The following is an 18907-nucleotide window of genomic DNA, read 5'->3' as shown; positions in this document are numbered from 1 at the left end:
CGTCGACCAGCAGGACGGACGCGTGGTCGCGATCGGCCTCAACCCGGCGTTCGCGCTCCAGCCGATGTCGCCGAGTCGGGCGGCGTTGCCGATCATCGCAACACTCTCGCTCGCTGTACTCGCTGCCGCGGTACTCGCGCTTCCTGCGCGTTGGGGCATCCGTCGCTGGTACAAGATCGCTCAGGAGGCCCCGCGTCGAGAGCGGCTGCTGCGCCGCCTCCGAGCGGCAGCCCTCGTGGCGCTTGCGCTTGCGGGCATACTCTGGGCGACTGTCGCGGCGACGCTCCTCTCGGACGGAGCTCCACCGTCCGCAGTGATCCTGCGTTCGGCACAAGCCCTCACCCTTGCGGCCGTTCTGGGCGCGCTTCCCGCAGCGCTCCTCGCAATCCACCGCGCGCAACCAACGGAGAACAACGCGGAGAATCCTTCGCCGTGGCGCTCCAGAGGGGCACACACCCTCCGCATCACTGCACGCGTCGTTCTGACGCTCGCATTCTGTGGACTCGGGTACGTGGCTGTCGTCGGCGGATTGCTTCTCCCGAGCATCACCTACTAGCCACAGGTGCTTGCTCCGCGGTTCTCCAGGATGGTGACGCCCGCGGTGCGATCTACGGGTACGACGGGGCTGACCTCGACGGGGAGCAGCAAGCCCGCGCCCCCACTTGACGTCTCGTCCGTCATGCGGCCTGTGACTGCCAGTGAGACATTGCAAAACCCAAGGGTGTCGAAACGAACGTGGCGGTGGTGAAGGTAGATGGGGGCCTCGCATCCGCAGCACGAGGCTCCACGCATCTGGCCCCGCTCAAACGGGCTGCCACTCTCGCCCCGCTGCGGGTGATCAGGAGTCCCCCGACGCAGCGTCGTTCAGCGTGACGACAAGCTTCTGAGCGGACACGCCCCCGCGGAGCGTGTCGATCGCTCCCTGGAGGGCAGAAAGGCCGTCTCCGACAACGTGGGCATCCGGGTACGCGCGATGCCGGCCAGTTGCAAGCGCTTCAGGGAGGTAGCTGCCCCAGATGGCCGCACCCACGGGAGAGGTCGAGATGGCGCTTCCCCAGATGAACGAGGCCCTGATGTTGCGGGCACGGCTGCGTACTTGCAGGAGGGCGCTCCGTGTTCCCAAGCGCAGGAGCAGGCGGATCCGGGTGAGGGAGAGGCCACCTCGACGGGGCTGCTCGTAGAACGACACGGGCGGGCTCGCCATCGCGATCTTCGTCGCGCCGGTCGCCCGAGCGATCTTCAGGCACGGTTCGGCTGACCCCACGGCGATGGCCAGGACACCCGCAACGACGGAACCGCCGACAGCCTCGATGATCCGGTCGACAACGTCCGCATCGCGGTAGTCGAATACCGCCTCGGCCCCCAACCTCTTCATCTGTTCGTGATTGCGGGCAGAGGCAGTCGTGACGACTCGATAGCCCGCCGCTCGGGCGAGTTGAATCGCGTTGCCTCCCACGGCCGTCGCGCCACCCCACACCACGACGACCTCGTCGCGAGTCTCCGGGCTTCCGAGGCCGGAGTAGTCCAACCCCAGCTGCGCGGTTTCGAAGAGCCCGGCTGCCGCCGTGGACAGCGCGAGTGGGAGAACGACGGCCTCCTCGAACGCCATGGTGTCCGGCAGCGCCGCGGCAAGATTCGCGTCGACGGCGACGTATGCCTGGAAACCACTCTCGGAGACAGCATCGCGGCCCTTCTCCAGACCGATCGCGTACGCCGTGACGCGATCGCCGACCTCGAAGGCACCCACGCCCTCTCCGACCTCGACGACGACACCCGCGACATCCTCGCCGAGGATCACCGGGTACTGCAGCCACCCGTACATCAGCCGCCCGTTGGACTGGATGATCGCATCCAAGGGGTTCACTGCCAGTGCGCGCACTGCAACCAGCAGCTGCCCCGGGCCTGGCTTGGGTGCGGGTGCGGGTGCGTCTCGGATCGTCAGGTCGGCGTATGGGGCATCGATCCACGCCGCAGTGTTTTCTCTCATGACCGTTCGCTCTCCACAGGTGATGACATCTCGTGCCGTCAGTGTACACCTGATGACACTTCGTGACATCATGTTGCTATGCCTCGATGGTCCCCCGACGCCGCACTTCGGCTCGAACGTGCGGCGATCGTCCTGTTCGAACAACAGGGCTTCGCCGCAACGACGGTGCCCCAGATCGCCGCAGCCGCGGATCTGACCACTCGGACGTTCTTCCGCCACTTCGCCGACAAACGCGATGTCCTCTTCCTCCGAGATCGCGAGTTCCCCCACGCTGTCAGCGACTTCATGAGCTCGGTTCCGCCCGAAACCGCCGGGGCAGCCACCGTGCGCGCGGGACTCGTTGCGGCATCCCGCGGAATTCAGGACTGGCGAGAGTCGATCGCTCGTCGGCGCCTGATCGTCCGCAGCGAGCCGGCACTGCACGAGCGCGATCTCCTGCAGAGCCACCACCTCGCCCTCGCGATCAAGGCGTCGCTGGAGCAACGTGGCACCGCCCCTCGCTGGTCGCGCACGCTCGCCGCTCTTGCCGTGACCTGCTTCGACCTCGCGATGGATCAATGGCTTGCGGGGCCCACGGATCGCCCACTGGAGGAGTGCGTGACGTCGGTCTGGGGCGACATGCGCGAGTGCATCAGCGAGTGACGCCCCGCACATCGGATGAGCCCAAGAGAGGGGACGCGCGGACTTTCTGTTCGCAGCGACCGCCGCGGCAATTCGGTGAGACGCCTCAAGACCTCTGGGTTCCGCGAGTCGCTTCGCGGCTCCGAGCACTGGAGCCGCCTCAGCTTGGGATTAGGCCTGGCCCGGAGTGGCGTCGAGGTCGGCGCCGTTGGCGATAGCGGTCAACGCGGCGAGGTGGGCTTCCACCGCGGTGGAACCGATCGGCGTGAGCTTGACCCAGGTGAGACGCCTTGAGTCGGCTCGACTGGCCGACCTCTCCTTGCGGAGCGACACGAAACCGGCGTCGGTCAGCACTTTGATGTGCTTCGAGAGCTTGGCATCATCGATGGCGAGCGCATCGCGGACCACGGCGAACTCCAGCTCGTCGACGCTCCGGAGCAGTCCGCAGATCCGCAGTCGTAGCGGCGCATGAATGACCTCGTTGAACGCGGGAGCGCGACCCGCCGTCACGCTCCAGCCACCTTCGGAGCGGCGACCTCCTGGCGGAGAGCCTCGTCGTACCGGCGCCCGAGGATGACGGTGGCCGCGAAGGTGACCCCAGCAGGAATGAGCGCCCACCACGGATCGATGCCCAGGAACTTGAACGCCAGGCTCGACATCATCGCGGCGACAAGCACACCAAGCGTTGCCAGGAGGAGGCGCTTGCTTCGCGGGCCGGCCGGCTTCGTCACGACCACTCCGAAGCGTTGAGAGTACGTCGTGGTCAGGATCGGGATCGCGACGACCCCCAGCACGAGCAGCACCATTGGCCACGCCCCGGGAAGCGCCTGCGCGCCCGCGAAGATCGCGGTGATCACCCCAAGAGCTGGGTGGTACCACCATGGCGTGACGATGCGAGCAGCCAGCCCCTGACTGTCGCACCCGAGGTCGTCGAGCGCAGCTTGCGCCTGATCCCGGCTGGGCGACTTGGCCTGGCTATCCGGTGTCTGATCCTCGGAATCACTTGCCATGATCGCAACTCTATCCAGTGAGTTGCGAACGTGGCAAGTCATCCAGTGCAAAGAATCAGAGAACGACCCTCGTGAGCTCCTGCCCTTCCGGGGTGGTGACCGTGAGGATCGTGCCTGAATAGGAAGCGATGCCTGCGAGACCCAGAACGAACTCGTACGTACCGGGAGCCGTAGCTGTCGAGGTGAAGCGCGCGCCGCGACTGCCCAATCGGGACCAGACCCATGTGCCGGGAGTCGTTCCCGAGGAGTTGAGGGCCCACTGATTCGCAGTGCCGTCGATGTCCACGTCGAAGGTCGTGCCTGCCGTCAGGCTCTCCGTCGTCGTGAGGGAGATCGGGAACCGCGTGGAGTCACTCGTGTTCGCAGAGATGGTGACCGGCTGCGCTGGGCTCGCTGCCATGGCAGGCGCGGCGACGCCGAGAGCAAGAACTGGAGTGGCCCACGCGAGACCGATCACGGTGCGACGCGAGACAGCCTCAGGTTCGGGTGCGGTCATGGTGAAAAATATAGCGACCGCGCGGTCAGGTGCCTAGTGCCAAATGAGTGCCCGAGATGAGTAGACCAGGAGCATCACCATCACGACCCAGTACTCCGAGCGGTGACCGCGCGGAAGCCTGATCCACGGCCGATGGCATGTTGCCGAGCTCGCGGAGCGTGAGATCACGAAGAGGCTGCGTGATCCAAGGCGGCCGAACGCTCATGGAAACGGCCGCCTGGGCCCTGCCTGCGATATCAGGACCGGAGGTCAGCCCGACGTTCTACGCGCTTCGCTCGCTGGTCTGGAGCCAGCTCTTGATGGCGTCAGCGACCTCATCCAGGTGAGATTCGAGCAGGAAGTGTCCGCCATCGATGAGGTCGACGCGAGCGTGCGGCGCGTCGCGGGTGAACGCCTCGGCGCCGGCAGCGTCGAAGATCTCGTCGTTGCGCCCCCAGACGACGAGAACCGGCACCTGCGAGGTGCGGAGCCAGGCGTGCACGGCTGGGTACAGGTCACGGTTGGTGGTGTAGTCGCGGAAGAGCGTCAGCTGCACGTCGTCCTGCCCCGGCCGGGCGAGGAGCGCGAGGTCGTGCTCCCACGCGTCGGGGTCGACGGTCGTCATGTCGGGCACACCGTGGGTGTACTGCCATTCGACGGCCTCACGGCCGAGGGCGGGACGGAGCGCGTCGCGCGTCTCGGTGGTCCGCTCGGCGGCGTCGGCCCAGATCGGGTCCCAGAAGCCGGGCACGAAGCCCTCTTCGTATGCGTTGCCGTTCTGGGAGATGACACCGACGACCGCAGCGGGGTCGGCGAGAGCGAGGCGCCAGCCAACCGGGGCGCCGTAGTCCTGGACGTACATCATGTACTGCGTGACCCCGATGGTCGAGAGGAAACGACCGGTCACCCGCGCGAGGGCCGCGAAGGTGTACTCGAACTCGTCGACCGAGGGCGCAGCGGAACGTCCGAAGCCGATGTGGTCCGGGGCGATGACGCGGTACCGGTCGGCGAGCGCGGGGATGAGGTGCCGGAACATGTGGGAGCTGCTCGGGTACCCGTGCAGGAGCAGGAGCACGGGTGCGTCGGCGGGGCCGGCTTCGCGGTAGAAGACGTCGAGCCCATCGACGGAGACGGTGCGGTGGTGGACGGTGACCATGGCTAACCCCTTTGGCTTGTTTTACTGGTTAGCAGGACGGTAGCATGGATTCGTCGCACCAGACAGTGCGGGAAAGCGAGGAGAGGTGCTTCGCAACGAGGAACTGCTGCTGAGCCTGCTGAACAGCGCACCGGTCATCGAGGGCACCCCGACCGACCGGCTCCAGGGCGCTCCGGGGCGAGATATCGCTCGCAGCTGGGGCGGGACAGGATCCGCGAACGAGCTGGCGCGCCTCCGACGCGTACGACAGGCACTGCAGGCCGTCGTCCGTGGAGACGACGGAGGGGCGATCGGAGAGCTCACGGGCATCCTCGACGATGCCGTGCAGACGCCGCGCGTCACCCCGGATGGCGTGACCTGGGAGCTTCAGACTCCCGACGACGACCGCCTTGCGGCAGGGGCCGTGCTGGCGTGGTCGAGCGTGATCACGGAGTTCCCCGGGCGCCTCCGCGCCTGCGCGAACCACGAATGCACCCAGTTCCTCGTCGACCACAGTCGCCCTGGCACCGCGAAGTGGTGCTCGATGGCGGTCTGCGGCAACCGGATGAAGGCGCGCACGCACGCACGCCGCTCCAAAGCCTGAGCCAAGCTGCCCGCGAGCGCAGCCCCAAGCGATCACTCTGGTCGGGTCAGGCGACTGAAGGTTGTGGACCCCGTCAGGCCTCGCTGCGACGGCGGGAACCCAGGCCAACGGCCGTCAATCCCGTGATCGCCACTCCCAGCACCAATGCGGTCCCCAAGCTGCGGTCGCGTGACGCCGCGCAAGCACCGATCGCTTCCTGCATCCCGTTCCCACCCGTGTCACGAACACCGAGTCGGTAATCCGGGTCAGCGCCGAGGACGGGGGTGCAGACGACCTTGACGGGATCTTGCGTGGACACGACGACGGACGCGGGAAGCGTGAGGGCGAGAATCACGACGCAGGCTGCTACCGCGGCCAGCCCCCAGGCGATGACAGCAACAATGCGAGCTCGTCTCATTCCGGGATCCTACAACCGCCGTTGTCGAGGACGACAAACCCTCGGGCACGGAGAAATCCACAGACGGCCATGAGTGCTCCACCTCTCGATGGCCACTCGTCAGAAGATGGCCTGCTGGTACTCATGCTTGGTGTGAGCTTCCACGTCGGGCCCCTCTGTGAGGCAGTAACAGCATCGCCGACCCTCGCAACGATGTCGTCCTCGCGACCGACGTGGCACAAGCCCCGTCGGTACCCTTCAGCTCACCCTCATCAAGAGGATGGCCCGCCGAGGCGCCGGGCGGCTCCAGCTCGAGGCGGTTCGGGTTGCGATCCACCAGCGTTCGTCTGGAAATGGCACGGCCCTCATGAACTGGACCGTCAACGCGGCCGCCCGCCAACCGGGGCTCTGACCGGGAACGCGCTGCTGGTCGCCTCGGCGCTCAGCAGCACAGGGGTTTTGCGAGGCGGCGGCGATGACGGGGTTTCTCGGTCATGATGTTGTGATGGTGAGCAGCGAACCGAAGAAGCGCATTCTGCGCCTGGCATCCAGCTCGCCGCGGCAGGGAGATGCGAGCTCGCCGGCGTGGCCCTACGACGTCGACTTCGTGCTGAGCGAAGACCAGGTGTGGAGTATCGGGCTCAGCGAGGGGGTGGGGCACGGGGCTGCCGGCCGCGTGGTCAGTGTTGACGAAGCCCTCCAAACGCGCTCACTGGCGCACATCGTGAAGGCCGAAGGGAGCTGGCTGGTCCCGTACCTTCGGCGATTGCAGGCTGGCGGGCGAGTCACCGAAGAGGAGCTCGTCGAGGACTATCTCCGTCGGCACAGCCGCCGTCCGCGAGTAATTGTCTAGTCGGAGCATCACGGCGACGGCCTCGTCGACTCCCACCGACCGAGAACGAGCTGCGGGCGCTAGGAGCTGAGCTTCCTCTGTCAGTGCAAGAGCTGAGCCCGTATGATCACGCCTCGTGAGGAGCGTGAACGTTCCGATGATCCTCGATTCCAGCTCGTGGTGGGACGAGGGGGTCGAGGTGCCCAAGATCGATCACGAACTTGCCGGGCCCGCGACCTGGCTGCGGGGCCATCCATCGGTCTTCGACACAGATCACGACGAGACGCTCCTCTTCGTCGAGACCGGAAGCGGAGCCTCCCGGTGTAGAACGGCGGGCGACTTCACCCAAGACGTCCTGTTCGAGAACGTGCCCATGGGGTACACCAGCCTGACGCTGCTCGAGAAACGCGCGGTCGTCATGGGTGGTCGCGTTGCGCGCCTGTGGCCAGGTGAACGTCGACCACTGGGATACGTCGCGACCACGGTGGATGCGGCGGGGCGGCCCCTCGGGGCGGGTCACGATTCAGTCCTCTGGCACAGCATTCACCGCGCGCTGCGATGGTCGACGATCGTCACGGATCGCCCGTTCACCGTCGGCGCCGTGCACAGCTCACAGGCCTGGCACTGATCGCCGTCGACTCAGCTCCGCAGCGTCCGCATTCGCCTGCCGGTCAACCGGCTTGGTGAGCCCGTTCGACTCGTCAGCTTCCTAGCCGGCGACCCACGGAGCGGTAAGACCTGCGCGGAGGGCACGATCGAGGTCGCCGAACGGACGACCGCTGAGCACGATGAGGGGTGCGTTGCGGGTGGCCTTCCGCTTGCTCCCCCAGGTCATTCCGACGAATGCGAGCTGGTCGGCGTCGGCGGTCCAGATGAAGACGACGCCGTCACCTCCGCGGCTCTGCTCGGGCAGTGGCACGTACCGGGTCGGGTCGCCGGATGCGAACGCCGCGTGGAGGCGCTCGAATGCGTCCGGGCTGAGCGAGTGGTACCCCTCAAATCGCTTCCGAAGCGGTGTGCCGGTCTGCTCGCGGACCCACACTCGCGACCAGGACCCCGCGATCGCCCCGACAGCGAACACTCCGAAGGTCACGGCGAGGATGATGATCGCGATGGGAAGAATCCCCAGCCCCCGCAGCGCCTGATAGCGCGGGCGCGACGCTTCCTGAGCGCTCTCCTTCGAGTACTCCATCAACCCGGCGAAGTTCACCACCGCGAACACCACCGCTGCTACGCACAGCAGGAGCGCGCCCGTCGCCACGATCGTGCGCGGCAGCGAACGCCGAGAGACGAAGCCGGGAGTCCGCGAGAGCGTCGTGTCGTAGAGAGCCACACCCCCCAGCATCCCAGGTCTGCGAGGCCTAGTGGCTCGATTCCACCCCTCCGCTGAGTCGCTGGTGGAAGGCGGTGGTCGCGTCGTTCATGCCCTCGATGTGCGCGCTCTTGCCGTGGGCTTCATACTTCGTGACGACGGCATCGAGGGCGGCGACGGTCGAGGCGTCCCAGATGTGGGAGCGGGACATGTCGATGACGATGCGATCCGGGTCTGTCGTGTACTCGAACTGCGTCGTGAGGTCGTTGCTGGAGGCGAAGAACAGTTCCCCCTCCACGTCGTAGTGGGCGGTGCCGCCGTCGATGCGGCGGGTGACGTTGGTGAAGTGCGCGACGCGGCGGGCGAAGAGGACCATTGCGACGAGCACGCCGAGCACGACGCCGATAGCGAGGTTGTGGGTCCAGACGGTCGCGACGACGGTGATGAGCATGACCGTGAGCTCGCTTTTCGGCATTCTCTTCAGCGTGGCGGGGGTGATGCTGTGCCAGTCGAAGGTCGCGATGGAGACGACGATCATGACGGCGACGAGGGCTGCCATGGGAATGACCGCGACCACGTCTCCAAGTGCGAGGACGAGAACCAGCAGGAAGACGCCGGCGAGGAACGTCGAGATCCGGGTGCGAGCACCGGACGCCTTCACGTTGATCATGGTCTGGCCGATCATCGCGCATCCGCCCATGCCGCCGAAGATGCCGGAGAGCATGTTGGCGACGCCCTGCGCCCAGGTCTCGCGGGTCTTGCGGGAGTGGGTGTCGGTGATCTCGTCGACGAGCTTCGCGGTCATAAGGGACTCGAGGATGCCGACGACAGCCATCGCGATGGCGAAGGGGGCGATGATCTGCAGCGCCTCGAGGTTGAGCGGCACGTTCGGGATGAACAGCTCGGGCAGACTGCGCGGCAGCTCTCCCTGATCGCCGACGGTGGGCACGTTCAGGCCGAAGACCACGGCGGCGCCGGTCAGCAGCACGATCGCGATGAGCGGGGCTGGCACGACCTTCGTGAGCCTCGGCAGCAGGTACATGATGAGGAGGCCCGCGCCCACGAGCGGGTAGACGAGCCAGGGCACGCCGAGCAGCTGCGGTACCTGCGAGATGAAGATGAGGATCGCGAGGGCGTTCACGAACCCGACCATGACGCTGCGCGGGATGAAGCGCATGAGCTTCGCGACCCCGAGCAGGGCGAGGACGATCTGGATGAGGCCGCCGAGGATGACGGTGGCGATGAAGTAGTCCATGCCGTAGTCGCGGGCGACGGGCGCGATGACAAGCGCGATCGCGCCGGTCGCGGCGGTGATCATCGCGGGGCGGCCGCCGAGGAACGCGATGGCAACGGCCATCACGAACGAAGAGAAGAGGCCGACGCGAGGGTCGACGCCGGCGATGATCGAGAATGCGATGGCTTCGGGGATGAGCGCGATCGCCACGACCAGACCAGCGAGCACCTCGCGAGTCAGGATGCGGGGGCTCCGCAGCGCCTGTAGGACGGTCGGCTCGATGCGGTACCGGGATGAGGGATCGGAAGTAGGGGTGACGATGGTCACGGGAGCTCCTCGGTGGGTGCAGGAATAGGACGAGGGAGCACGCGCCGTTGCGCACCACGAGAGCCTGAGGCGTCTCGAAAAGAGTGAGAGGATCGCGGAGAACCACAACCCCACGCAAACCTACCGTAACGTGAGAGTTAAGCCAAGAGGGGCACGAGATGACCGAGGAAACGATGCAGATCGGCAAGCTCGCCGACCGCACCGGCATGTCGATCCGGTCGCTGCGCCACTACGACGAGATCGGGTTGCTTGTGCCCTCGGCCCGCACCGAGGGCGGGTTCCGCCTCTACACCGCTGAGGACGAAGAGCGGTTGCTGCTCATCCGCCGCATGAAGCCGCTCGGCTACAGCTTGGAGCAGATGCGAGAGCTGCTCGACGTCGTCGACGAGCTGGCTGCGCATCCCGGAAACTCCGCGAACCGAACGCGACTCGAGGAGATCCGAAGCGAAGCGCTCGAGCGGCAGGCGAAGCTCCGCCAGCAGGTTGCCGCGGCGGATGAGTTCGTGGAGCGCCTCACCGCGCTGGAATAAGGGCGCCGTGTTGGGCGCGTCTTGGTCATCGAGCGTCTGTCCTGCACCATCTACCCGATGACCGGGCGCTCCTCGGGGAGCGTGAAGAGGACGTTGCGCTGGCGGACAGCGAGGGCTGTCGCGAGGGCGATCGGCCCGACGCGCCCCATGAGCATGAGCGCGGAGAGCACGTACTTGCCGAAGGGATTCAGCTCCTCGGAAAGACCGATGGACAAGCCGCAGGTTGCGAACGCCGAGATGACCTCGAACAGCGCGCGGTCGAGTCCGACCGGATTGGTGAGCATGATCAGCGAGGTGGAGACGAGCACCAGGGTCGCCCCGAGGAAGGTCACGCTGATGGCGAGGCGCTGCGTGCTCACGGGGATGCGGCGGCCCGCGACGTTCACGTGCTTCGTTCCGCGTGCTTCCGCGACGATGGCAAGGAAGAGGACCGCGAGCGTCGTGACCTTGATGCCGCCGGCAGTCGAAGCGGACCCGCCGCCGACGAACATCAGCGCGTCCGTGAACAGCCACGCGGTTGGCGAGGAGAGCGCGGGCTCGAGCACTGAGAAGCCACCAGAACGCATCATCACCGAGGCGAAGAGCCCCTGAAAGAGCCTGTCGGGCACCGGGCGTTCGCCGAGGGTGGCCGGGTTGCTCCATTCCGCGACGCACCAGCCGACTGCGCCGAGGCCGAGGAGGATGAGGGTGGTTGCGAGGGTGAGCTTCGTGTGGAGCGTCCACTGCTTGCGCACCCAACGCGCACGGAGCAGGTTGAGGAAGACCGGGAACCCGAGGCTCCCGACGAACACACCGACCATGATCGGGATGAGGATCGCGAAGTTCCCATCAAACGTGGCAAGCCCGTCCGGATGCAGCGAGAAGCCCGCGTTGCCGAACGCCGAAACGGCATAGAACAAGCCGTGCCACAGGCCAAGCCCCAGGGAGCCCTCGGCGACCGCGAACGCCGGCACGAGCACGATCATGAGGGCCGCTTCGATGGTGAACGTGGTCAGCAGCACCACCCGCAGGAGGCGCCACACGTCTCCCAGGCCGGACGCGCCGATGACCTCCTGCGCGAACACCTTCCCTCCAACGCCGAGACGGCGCGTGACGATGCGCGCGAGGAGCAGGGCGAGGGTCACCACTCCGAGCCCACCGGTCTGGACAGCGAAGAGGATGACGACCTCACCGAACAGAGACCAGTGGTCCGCAGTATTCACGGTCGTCAGCCCCGTCACGGTCACCGCCGAGACGGCGGTGAAGAGCGCGTCGTGGAACGGTGTCGGTGTTCCATCCGCGGACGCGATCGGGAGAGCCAAGAGACCCGCGAACAGCAGCGCAGCTGCCACGAAGACGAGCACGGCCGCTCGCGCCGGCCACCTCGTGACGAAGCGATTGAGGACACGCGACAGACGGGACCCGGCAGTCGTCACGACTGCGGGCACTTGCGCAGGCTCACTGCTGAACATCATGCTCCTCGACTCTGCTCAAGCATGTGCGCGCTGGCGAAAATGACCGGGCCATCATCGAGCCCCTGGTAAAATCGTCTCCGGTGTGTCGGGAAGCCTGGTCGACGATGTCCTGTCATCGAACCCGCTCGGAGCCCCATGACGTCTGCTAACCCGTCCCCAACCACTGATCAGACTCCCACCCCTGTCCCCAGCAGGGGCAGCCATCGAGAGTTCCGCCGCATCGGCGACATTCTCCGCAAGGAGACCGTCGGCGGCGTCCTGCTGGCGATCATGGCCGTCATCGCGGTCGTCTGGGCGAACTCGCCCTTCGCCGAGAGCTACTTCGCTCTGCGCGACTTCCGTATCGGCTACGAGCCGTGGCACCTCGAGTTGAGCCTCGGAGCGTGGGCCGCCGACGGCCTGCTCGCGATCTTCTTCTTCATGGTGGGCCTGGAATTGAAGCGGGAGTTCGTCTCCGGAGACCTGCGCAGCTTCCGCACCGCCGCCGTGCCGATCGCCGCCGCGGTTGGTGGCGTTGCCATCCCGGCTGTCATCTACACGGTTGTCGTCGCCCGTTCGCCCGAGCTGCTCGACGGCTGGGCCATCCCCACGGCCACCGACATCGCCTTCGCGGTCGCCGTCCTCGCCCTCATCGGCTCGCATCTGCCGAGTCCGCTCCGCATCTTCCTGCTCACGCTGGCCGTCGTGGATGATCTGCTCGCGATCAGCATCATCGCGCTCTTCTACACCGACACCATCGACCTGCTTCCCCTGCTGATCGCGCTCGGTGTCATCACGGCCTACGGAATCATCGCGCAGCGCTACCGGAGCCTGTTCGACCGTCATGCGTTCGCGGCCTGGCTGGTGCTGCTCCCGATCGGCGTCGTGGCCTGGGCCTTCCTTCACGCCTCCGGCATTCACGCCACCATCGCCGGCGTTCTGCTCGCGTTCACGATCCCCGTCCTGCGCAGCAAGGGCGACGCGACCCCGGACCGCGCGGGGCTCGCCGAAGAGTTCGAGCACCGGTTCCGACCGATCTCCGCGGGCGTCGCCGTGCCCATCTTCGCGTTCTTCTCCGCCGGCGTCGCCATCGGAGGCATCGACGGATTCTTCTCGGCCCTGACCGACCCGGTCACCATCGGCGTGATCGCAGCCCTCGTGCTCGGCAAGCCCATCGGAATCGTCAGCACGACCTGGCTCGTCACCCGTTCCAAGAGATTCGCGCTGGATCCGCAGCTGCGCTGGATCGACATCACGGGCGTCGCACTGCTGGCCGGGATCGGCTTCACGGTGTCGCTGTTGATCGCCGAGCTCAGCTTCCCCGCGGGCTCCGCCGAGCAGGACCACGCGAAGGTCGCGATCCTGCTGGCTTCCCTGATCGCCGCGGCTGGCGCGGCGCTCATCTTGAGCCTTCGAAACCGCACCTACCGTCGACTGCACGCGGCGGAGCGCGTCGATGCCGACGGCGACGGAATCCCGGATGTGTTCCAAACCGATGCCGCTTCGGCTCAGCAGTAGTCGCTCGTCGCGGCGGCAGCGATGCTGTTGTGCTCCACATCCCGCCATTTCAATGCCGTGTCGGAGGCGGCGCCCGCCGGACGCTGAATGTGCGCGGCCAGCCGCCGCGTCAGCTGCTCCGGCGCAGTGCAGGCCGTGACATCCAGCAGAACGACGTCCGCAGATTCACCGAGCTCACGCTCGAGCGAAGCATGCACACTCACCGCCAACCCTGCGGCTACCGAATCAAGACGAGCATCGTCCAACTTGCCGGCAGCGTAGACGACGATGAAATGCGCGAACTGCCCGTACCGTCGTGCCTCCACGACCGCATCCTTGAGCACTGCTTTCAGCTGTCGCCTCGCGTGCAGCGATGTCGAGGAGCCACGAAGGTCGACCGCAAGGACAAAGGCTCTCGCGCTCGTCGTGAGCGAAGCAGGCCGCTCGATGCGGCAGTCGATCACCCCATCGGAGGTTGCGAAGGACTCGAGCACATGCAGCGAGTTCCCGAACAGGAGCGTGGGGCGAGGCATAAATGGGGTCCCTTCGTCAGCGAAGCGATCACGTGATCACTGCCGACCAGACTTCCCGGCACACCAAGCCCGCAAGGGGCAGGTGACCCACCCTAGCCCGCTCCAGCCCGTCAGCGCCCGGGGCGTCCGAGCAGTCGCGCGAAGAAGCCGCCACCGCGTTCTGACACCACTGCCCGACCCTGTTCCTCGATGATCAGCAGGCGTGCTCTGCGGAGCTCGTCACCACAGCGGGATCGTCCATCTAGCACCCCGGCCGTATCGGCACGAGGCAATCGATCTCACCTTCGCGACGGTAGGACTCGATGTGCGGTCTCTCTGGGTCGTGGTCGTGATGAGCAAGAGTGAAGAGAACATCGAAGGCTGCTTCGATCTGGCCGTAGAGGCCTGGAGCCTCCCCGCGGAGGCGCAGTCTGAGATAGTCGCCTCCCGGGATGATCGATTCGTCCAAGCCGAGGGCGTTGTCCACATCTCGATCTAGCCGCGCGGTGGCGAGACGGTAGACGGCATCGCCGCCGAAGATCAGGCCCATCATTCTTCGCCCCTGAAGTGAATCAAAGGCTCCCTCGAACGCTGGCCATGCTGTTTGTACCTCCTCGAGATCGAGGGTGACGTCTCGACTCAGCGCAGGTCGATCTTCCAGCGCAACAACATCGATCCGGCCGAGCTCGTGCATCATCGGGAAAGAGGTCATGGTGTCGTGCCTAGCATTTTTGCCTTCAACAGCTCAGACAGTGAGGTGAACTTCGTGTTGCGAACCTGTCTATCGAAACGCAATTCCGGCAATCACTCGGCTCCGACTGCGGTCGAGACGAATCGGAGGATGACGTCGCCGCACGGACGAGTCACCTTCCCGCGGGCTTTCCTCCCTCGTCGATCCGTTGCCAGATCTGTCCGCAGAGCAGTCCGATCGACCCTGCGACGGCGGAGATGACGATCGCCATGGTGAGCGAGCCGGCAGGTATCACCCCCGCGACGACGAATAGCGACAGCATGAACGCGATCCCGTTCAGGAGGAGCGAGAACTTGCTCGACCAACGGTGCCATCGCCGGGCACGCGCCGTCGTCTCGTCACCTGTGACGCGTCGGTCGAGGAAGAGGGCGATGAGCAACAGCGGAACGACCTGCAGCGCGGCCTCGTAGAGGAGCGTGTTCATGAGGCACTCCAGGCGGTCGTGACGGCGTGCACGGCGAGGTGGAGCGTTTCCGTCTCGGCCTCCGTCTGCACCGCTTCGGCGGGGAGAGCGCGGTCGGTCATGAGGCCGCTGAGCACAGTCGCGAGGAACCGTGCCCGCCGCTCAACCTCGCCCGCGGGCACGGCCCCCTCCTCGATGAGGGTGGTCAGCCATCGCTCGATACGGTGGCGCCCCATCCGTTCAAGCGCGAAGTAGGTTGCCGCTTCGTCTTCGGACGGCGGGGATGCCACGTATGCGTCGTACAGGGCACCCCACTGCTCTCGGGCACGATCGCCAACACCCACTTGCGCGAGGATCAGGCGCAAGCAGGCGATGAGACGCTCGGCCGGCGACATGGAGCGATCGGTGATGGGATCGTCGGGGATATCGAGGTCGTAGAGGCCCGCGACAACCGTGTCGATGAGATCGCGCTGAGTCGGAAAGAAATGGCGGAGCGAGCCGGTGCTCACCTGCGCACGGGCAGCCACCGCCCTCACGCTCAAGCGCGCGGTCGGGTTCTCGCCGAGCATTGTCGCCGCAGCGATCAGGATCTTGTCGCGCGTGCCCGGCTCCTTGGGTACCTCAGTCATGTCTGCCCTTCTCGCGACAACGCTCTATTACGGTGTGCTAGCTTAGCCCCTCGTTGACTATCACGCTGTACTAATTTGGATCGAGGGTGGGATGGGACTCAAGCAATGGCGCACCCGGCGCGTGCGAGCAGGATCCGGCGAGCCACTTCGCCGCTACCGGTGGTGGCAGATGTTGAGCAGGTCGCTCCGCGCGATCACGCTCCGCTCCGCCGACGGCACCGCATCCACCTACACGGTCGATGTCCGGCACGGTGGCGATATGACGGACGGCGAGATCCGTGCCCGCCTGTATGTGGACGGGGCACTGCAGTCGTTCGCGAAAATGCCGACCCGATTCCCGGTCCCAGGCGGTCACATCGAAGTTGCCATCACCGGCTTCGGACTCAAGCGCTGCCACTACGTGCGCGCGGACGGCAGCGAGGTGCAGCTGACCCCCGATCCTGCATCGGGCGAAGGCCGCCGCGCCCGGCTGCACCACAGGCATCCCAGCGTCAGCCGTCTCATCGGCATTATCTCGACCCTGCTCGTCGTCATCGGCCTGGGCGTCGAAGTGCCGCAGATCATCGCAGCTCTCTCGCAGATTCCCCCCATCGCCGACTCGATCGGGACCTTCACCTCTCCCGTGCAACTGCCGCTTCAGGCCAACCTGCTCATCGGCCTCGCCGCCGTCATCGGCAGCACGGAGCGAGCGCTTCGGATGAGGTCGAGCTGGATCGATGAACTCGCCAGCTGACGCACGAAAGGGAACAACAATGCCGAACACCACCACGAATTGGCTTCTCCAGTACGACCACCCCGTACCGACTCCCCGCGTTCCCCCGGCCGTGGAGTACCACCGCGTCTACGCGGGCGAGAAGCGTCGAATCCTCCGCGGCGTCCTCGCGATCGTCCTCCTGTTCGTCGGACTCGTCGGCTTCGCGCAGCTGTTCCTGTTCGGTGCGGCGATCATCGACTCGCAGATGCTCGGGCGCACCGGCTTCACGCCTCTCCAGCAAGCCGCAGGAGCACTCTCGCTCGGCGTGCTCATCCCCTACAGCATGCTGCTGCAGCGCCTGCTCTACGGAGTCCCCTTCCGGTCCCTGCACTCCGTGGCCGGGCGTTTTCGATTCGGCGTCTTCGGCCGGGCGATGCTCGCTTTCGGCCCGATACTGCTCGTCGTCGTCGCCTCCGGTTTCCTCCTCGCCCCCGCCGAGCAGGTTCCCTGGACCACCTTCGACCTCGTCGCCTACTTCGTGATCGGGATGCTGCTGACACCACTGGCGGCCGCCGGCGAAGAATACGGATTCCGCGGGTTCATGTTCCGCGTGGTCGGCGGGTGGACCCGCGGTACGCGCGTCGGTGCGGCGATCGGCATCATCATCCCGACCGTCCTCTTCTCGCTCTTCCATGGCTCACTGGACCCGTACATCCTCACGTCCTACCTCGTGCTGTTCGGCTCGCTGGCGGTCGTCACGTGGCGCACCGGCGGACTCGAGACCGCCGTCGTTCTCCACGTCGTCTACAACGTCACGGCCCTCGTGCTGGGAACCACGCTGCACGTCGATCTCGGCGGCGCGCTCAACAGCCGCGAAGCAGCATCCGGTTCGTTTGCCACCCTCATGCCGAGCGCGACGCTCATCCTCATCACCGCCGTCGTCTGGTGGATGACGCGCGGAACTGGCCCGGCGCGCACCCCCGAACGCTGAGACGTCGACACAACTGCAGCGTGCCGGTGCGGCGTGGGCGATCAGAGACTGCTGGCGTCTTGTCTCCTGTTCCGCCGGTCCTCCCGGATGACGCTCACGACGCCGACGGCGAGGATGATCCAGAGCACCACTCCGAGGGTTCCGATGAACGGATCGGCAGGGGCCTCGTGACTGTTCGGCACGCTGGCCGCCTGAGTACCCGCGTCTCCGGCAAGGTAGAGGCCCCAATCGCTGAAGGCATGGATCAGCGCGCCGACCCAAAGGCGCCCGGTCACACGCCTGATCCAGTAGTAGCTTGCGCCAGCGATCATGAGGCCGCCCAGCTGGAAGGCGATGGTCGCGGGAGGTGCCCCGGCGATGACGCTCCCGGGAATGTGCGCGAGCGCGAAGACCAGGGACGTGATGAGAAGGACCGCGAATTCACCCTGTCGTTGTCGGACGGCAGCCAGAAGCACGCCTCGGATGGCGAGCTCTTCTCCGAACCCCACGAGCAGCGTCCCGAGGGTGATCACGGCGATCAACGCAAGGGTCTGCTCGGCCCAGGCCACCTCCGTGAGGACCGCGAGGGACGACGCGGTCATGAGGATCGGAATGGAGACCAGGTACCAGCGCGGAGGTGTGAGCGTGGGCGTGGGGCGTTCGCGCCACACCTGCTCAGCGTTGCCAGTCCAGCGGACGTAGAGAAGCAGGAGCGCGATGCCGATGGGAAGCGGGATGAGATGCCCGAGCGCGAACTGGGCCACTTCCTGGTCGTCGCTGACCAAGCTGCTCAGGAGGTTGCCGAGGCCGGCGGCGAGCGCGACATAGACGACGACGGCCGCGAGAGCTGTCAGGATCCCGGGCTTGCGCGAGCCAGTCACGAGCGTGGTTGCTGTCATGCAGGGGTCCGTTCTGCGGAAGCGCTCCGACCTCCACGTTCGTGCGTGTCGAGTGCGACGAGCAGCGCTGTCCGTTTCGGTTCGCTCCCGCCGGGCAAGAGGGTCGGAGCGTGGGGCCGACCGCTCAGAAGGTGCCGTCGGCGGCGAGCCCGGTGAAGGTGGTCGTGATCGTGGTCGGCGCGACACGGACGGTGTAGCTGGTGCCGACAGCGAAGCTGCCGCTGATGAAGAAATCGCCGAGGACCGGCGTCTGTTCGCCCGCAGGAAGAGGGGTGGTGTTCGTGAGAGTGACGACGTTGCCATCGACGCTGACGTCGAATCCAGCAGGTGCTGCGGACGTCGTGAAGGGCACCCCCGTGGGAACCGTGACGATGACCTGGAGCTGCTGGGCGGTGTACGGGCCGCTCGCGGTGGCACCGTCGTAGTTCGACCCGGCGAAGAAGATCCCTTCACCGGCACTTGAACCTCCGTTCAGCGTGAGCGCGCCGCCGGTTGTCGCCGCGCTTGCCACTGCGGTCGGAGCGGAAGCCGACAGAGCGAGGACGGGCGCCGACCAGCTCAGCGCGGTCAGCACTGTGCGACGGCTCGGATCGGCTGGGGGCTGCGCGTTCGACATGGTCTCTCCAGAAGGGTGGCGCGTTGAGGTGGTCTCGGTGGGCGCGATCAAGCACGCATC

Annotated in this window: 24 protein-coding genes; 9 read left to right on the top strand and 15 right to left on the bottom strand. The window is 66.3% G+C overall.

Annotated elements, in window-relative coordinates:
- Positions 1–556, top strand: a 556-nt coding sequence (locus C5E07_RS17995) for a hypothetical protein (RefSeq protein ID WP_219820253.1), incomplete at its 5' end; no start/stop codon positions are given.
- Positions 557–838: 282 nt separating this feature from the next.
- Here the strand turns inward: C5E07_RS17995 and C5E07_RS17990 are convergent.
- A complete protein-coding gene (locus tag C5E07_RS17990) occupies positions 839–1987 on the bottom strand; it encodes a zinc-binding alcohol dehydrogenase family protein (protein WP_104301290.1) in 1149 nt (382 codons plus the stop codon).
- A 78-nt stretch (positions 1988–2065) separates the two neighbouring features.
- Between C5E07_RS17990 and C5E07_RS17985 the strand changes: the two genes are divergently transcribed.
- On the top strand, positions 2066–2629 hold the full coding sequence (locus tag C5E07_RS17985; RefSeq protein ID WP_104301288.1) for a TetR/AcrR family transcriptional regulator: 564 nt from the start codon (positions 2066–2068) through the stop codon (positions 2627–2629).
- 150 nt (positions 2630–2779) lie between these two features.
- Here C5E07_RS17985 and C5E07_RS19895 read toward each other — a convergent pair whose 3' ends face one another.
- The 4 genes from C5E07_RS19895 to C5E07_RS17970 form a co-directional block, all read right to left on the bottom strand.
- Positions 2780–3118, bottom strand: coding sequence for a transcriptional regulator (locus tag C5E07_RS19895; RefSeq protein ID WP_258064039.1), 339 nt, complete (start codon positions 3116–3118; stop codon positions 2780–2782).
- On the bottom strand, positions 3115–3618 hold the full coding sequence (locus tag C5E07_RS19890; protein ID WP_258064038.1) for a hypothetical protein: 504 nt from the start codon (positions 3616–3618) through the stop codon (positions 3115–3117). The genes C5E07_RS19895 and C5E07_RS19890 overlap by 4 nt, the downstream gene beginning before the upstream one ends.
- A 55-nt stretch (positions 3619–3673) precedes the next feature.
- Complete coding sequence (locus C5E07_RS17975) at positions 3674–4114, bottom strand: hypothetical protein (protein ID WP_104301284.1); 441 nt, start codon at positions 4112–4114, stop codon at positions 3674–3676.
- Positions 4115–4376: 262 nt separating this feature from the next.
- Positions 4377–5249 carry an alpha/beta fold hydrolase gene (locus C5E07_RS17970; RefSeq protein ID WP_104301282.1) on the bottom strand — a complete coding sequence of 291 codons (873 nt, stop codon included), beginning with the start codon at positions 5247–5249 and terminating at the stop codon, positions 4377–4379.
- A gap of 85 nt (positions 5250–5334) precedes the next feature.
- On the opposite strand from C5E07_RS17970, the gene C5E07_RS20020 reads away from it, so the two are divergent.
- A complete protein-coding gene (locus C5E07_RS20020) occupies positions 5335–5832 on the top strand; it encodes a CGNR zinc finger domain-containing protein (RefSeq protein ID WP_104301280.1) in 498 nt (165 codons plus the stop codon).
- Positions 5833–5905: 73 nt separating this feature from the next.
- Here the strand turns inward: C5E07_RS20020 and C5E07_RS17960 are convergent, their stop codons facing one another.
- Entirely contained in the window at positions 5906–6229 is a 324-nt protein-coding gene (locus C5E07_RS17960; protein ID WP_104301278.1) for a hypothetical protein, read from the bottom strand.
- Between the two features lie 484 nt (positions 6230–6713).
- Between C5E07_RS17960 and C5E07_RS17955 the strand changes: the two genes are divergently transcribed.
- The gene (locus tag C5E07_RS17955) at positions 6714–7061 is read left to right on the top strand and encodes a hypothetical protein (protein WP_104301276.1); all 348 of its coding nucleotides are present in this window, start codon (positions 6714–6716) and stop codon (positions 7059–7061) included.
- A gap of 136 nt (positions 7062–7197) precedes the next feature.
- Complete coding sequence (locus C5E07_RS17950) at positions 7198–7668, top strand: hypothetical protein (protein ID WP_104301274.1); 471 nt, start codon at positions 7198–7200, stop codon at positions 7666–7668.
- Between the two features lie 81 nt (positions 7669–7749).
- Here the strand turns inward: C5E07_RS17950 and C5E07_RS17945 are convergent, their stop codons facing one another.
- Positions 7750–8373 carry a hypothetical protein gene (locus C5E07_RS17945; protein ID WP_146080648.1) on the bottom strand — a complete coding sequence of 208 codons (624 nt, stop codon included), beginning with the start codon at positions 8371–8373 and terminating at the stop codon, positions 7750–7752.
- Positions 8374–8401: 28 nt separating this feature from the next.
- Entirely contained in the window at positions 8402–9913 is a 1512-nt protein-coding gene (locus C5E07_RS17940) for a SulP family inorganic anion transporter (protein ID WP_104301270.1), read from the bottom strand.
- A 158-nt stretch (positions 9914–10071) separates the two neighbouring features.
- Here C5E07_RS17940 and C5E07_RS17935 point away from each other — a divergent pair, with 158 nt between their 5' ends.
- Positions 10072–10443, top strand: coding sequence for a MerR family transcriptional regulator (locus tag C5E07_RS17935; RefSeq protein WP_104301268.1), 372 nt, complete (start codon positions 10072–10074; stop codon positions 10441–10443).
- A gap of 50 nt (positions 10444–10493) precedes the next feature.
- On the opposite strand, the gene C5E07_RS17930 is transcribed toward C5E07_RS17935, so the two are convergent.
- Positions 10494–11870, bottom strand: coding sequence for a TrkH family potassium uptake protein (locus C5E07_RS17930; RefSeq protein WP_258064037.1), 1377 nt, complete (start codon positions 11868–11870; stop codon positions 10494–10496).
- A gap of 162 nt (positions 11871–12032) precedes the next feature.
- Here C5E07_RS17930 and nhaA point away from each other — a divergent pair, with 162 nt between their 5' ends.
- Positions 12033–13394, top strand: a complete 1362-nt coding sequence (gene nhaA / locus C5E07_RS17925) for a Na+/H+ antiporter NhaA (RefSeq protein ID WP_104301264.1) — start codon at positions 12033–12035, stop codon at positions 13392–13394.
- Here the strand turns inward: nhaA and C5E07_RS17920 are convergent.
- The 4 genes from C5E07_RS17920 to C5E07_RS17905 form a co-directional block, all read right to left on the bottom strand.
- Entirely contained in the window at positions 13385–13906 is a 522-nt protein-coding gene (locus tag C5E07_RS17920; RefSeq protein ID WP_104301262.1) for a hypothetical protein, read from the bottom strand. The two genes, nhaA and C5E07_RS17920, sit on opposite strands and share 10 nt — an antisense overlap.
- A gap of 241 nt (positions 13907–14147) precedes the next feature.
- Positions 14148–14597, bottom strand: coding sequence for an AraC family transcriptional regulator (locus tag C5E07_RS17915; protein ID WP_104301260.1), 450 nt, complete (start codon positions 14595–14597; stop codon positions 14148–14150).
- 151 nt (positions 14598–14748) lie between these two features.
- Entirely contained in the window at positions 14749–15060 is a 312-nt protein-coding gene (locus C5E07_RS17910) for a hypothetical protein (protein ID WP_104301258.1), read from the bottom strand.
- The gene (locus tag C5E07_RS17905; protein ID WP_104301256.1) at positions 15057–15668 is read right to left on the bottom strand and encodes a TetR/AcrR family transcriptional regulator; all 612 of its coding nucleotides are present in this window, start codon (positions 15666–15668) and stop codon (positions 15057–15059) included. Before C5E07_RS17905 ends, C5E07_RS17910 begins: the two co-directional genes overlap by 4 nt.
- Positions 15669–15759: 91 nt before the next feature.
- Between C5E07_RS17905 and C5E07_RS17900 the strand changes: the two genes are divergently transcribed.
- Positions 15760–16401 carry a hypothetical protein gene (locus tag C5E07_RS17900; protein ID WP_104301254.1) on the top strand — a complete coding sequence of 214 codons (642 nt, stop codon included), beginning with the start codon at positions 15760–15762 and terminating at the stop codon, positions 16399–16401.
- Between the two features lie 19 nt (positions 16402–16420).
- Complete coding sequence (locus C5E07_RS17895; protein WP_104301252.1) at positions 16421–17353, top strand: CPBP family intramembrane glutamic endopeptidase; 933 nt, start codon at positions 16421–16423, stop codon at positions 17351–17353.
- A 41-nt stretch (positions 17354–17394) separates the two neighbouring features.
- Here the strand turns inward: C5E07_RS17895 and C5E07_RS17890 are convergent, their stop codons facing one another.
- A complete protein-coding gene (locus C5E07_RS17890; RefSeq protein WP_181058167.1) occupies positions 17395–18231 on the bottom strand; it encodes a CPBP family intramembrane glutamic endopeptidase in 837 nt (278 codons plus the stop codon).
- 124 nt (positions 18232–18355) lie between these two features.
- Entirely contained in the window at positions 18356–18847 is a 492-nt protein-coding gene (locus tag C5E07_RS19585) for a hypothetical protein (protein WP_181058165.1), read from the bottom strand.
- Between the last annotated feature and the right edge of the window lie 60 nt (positions 18848–18907).

This window comes from Pseudoclavibacter sp. RFBJ3 (genome assembly GCF_002931375.1).
Classification (GTDB): domain Bacteria; phylum Actinomycetota; class Actinomycetes; order Actinomycetales; family Microbacteriaceae; genus Pseudoclavibacter.
This window is presented reverse-complemented; position numbering and strand designations above follow the sequence as displayed.

Bases quoted from the DNA above. Each gene is read 5' to 3' on its own strand.
- C5E07_RS17990 (WP_104301290.1), bottom strand. From the start codon at position 1,987: ATGAGAGAAAACACTGCGGCGTGGATCGATGCCCCATACGCCGACCTG.
- C5E07_RS17985 (WP_104301288.1), top strand. From the start codon at position 2,066: ATGCCTCGATGGTCCCCCGACGCCGCACTTCGGCTCGAACGTGCGGCG.
- C5E07_RS19890 (WP_258064038.1), bottom strand. From the start codon at position 3,618: ATGGCAAGTGATTCCGAGGATCAGACACCGGATAGCCAGGCCAAGTCG.
- C5E07_RS17975 (WP_104301284.1), bottom strand. From the start codon at position 4,114: ATGACCGCACCCGAACCTGAGGCTGTCTCGCGTCGCACCGTGATCGGT.
- C5E07_RS17970 (WP_104301282.1), bottom strand. From the start codon at position 5,249: ATGGTCACCGTCCACCACCGCACCGTCTCCGTCGATGGGCTCGACGTC.
- C5E07_RS17960 (WP_104301278.1), bottom strand. From the start codon at position 6,229: ATGAGACGAGCTCGCATTGTTGCTGTCATCGCCTGGGGGCTGGCCGCG.
- C5E07_RS17955 (WP_104301276.1), top strand. From the start codon at position 6,714: ATGGTGAGCAGCGAACCGAAGAAGCGCATTCTGCGCCTGGCATCCAGC.
- C5E07_RS17950 (WP_104301274.1), top strand. From the start codon at position 7,198: ATGATCCTCGATTCCAGCTCGTGGTGGGACGAGGGGGTCGAGGTGCCC.
- C5E07_RS17935 (WP_104301268.1), top strand. From the start codon at position 10,072: ATGACCGAGGAAACGATGCAGATCGGCAAGCTCGCCGACCGCACCGGC.
- nhaA (WP_104301264.1), top strand. From the start codon at position 12,033: ATGACGTCTGCTAACCCGTCCCCAACCACTGATCAGACTCCCACCCCT.
- C5E07_RS17920 (WP_104301262.1), bottom strand. From the start codon at position 13,906: ATGCCTCGCCCCACGCTCCTGTTCGGGAACTCGCTGCATGTGCTCGAG.
- C5E07_RS17915 (WP_104301260.1), bottom strand. From the start codon at position 14,597: ATGACCTCTTTCCCGATGATGCACGAGCTCGGCCGGATCGATGTTGTT.
- C5E07_RS17910 (WP_104301258.1), bottom strand. From the start codon at position 15,060: ATGAACACGCTCCTCTACGAGGCCGCGCTGCAGGTCGTTCCGCTGTTG.
- C5E07_RS17905 (WP_104301256.1), bottom strand. From the start codon at position 15,668: ATGACTGAGGTACCCAAGGAGCCGGGCACGCGCGACAAGATCCTGATC.
- C5E07_RS17900 (WP_104301254.1), top strand. From the start codon at position 15,760: ATGGGACTCAAGCAATGGCGCACCCGGCGCGTGCGAGCAGGATCCGGC.
- C5E07_RS17895 (WP_104301252.1), top strand. From the start codon at position 16,421: ATGCCGAACACCACCACGAATTGGCTTCTCCAGTACGACCACCCCGTA.
- C5E07_RS17890 (WP_181058167.1), bottom strand. From the start codon at position 18,231: ATGACAGCAACCACGCTCGTGACTGGCTCGCGCAAGCCCGGGATCCTG.
- C5E07_RS19585 (WP_181058165.1), bottom strand. From the start codon at position 18,847: ATGTCGAACGCGCAGCCCCCAGCCGATCCGAGCCGTCGCACAGTGCTG.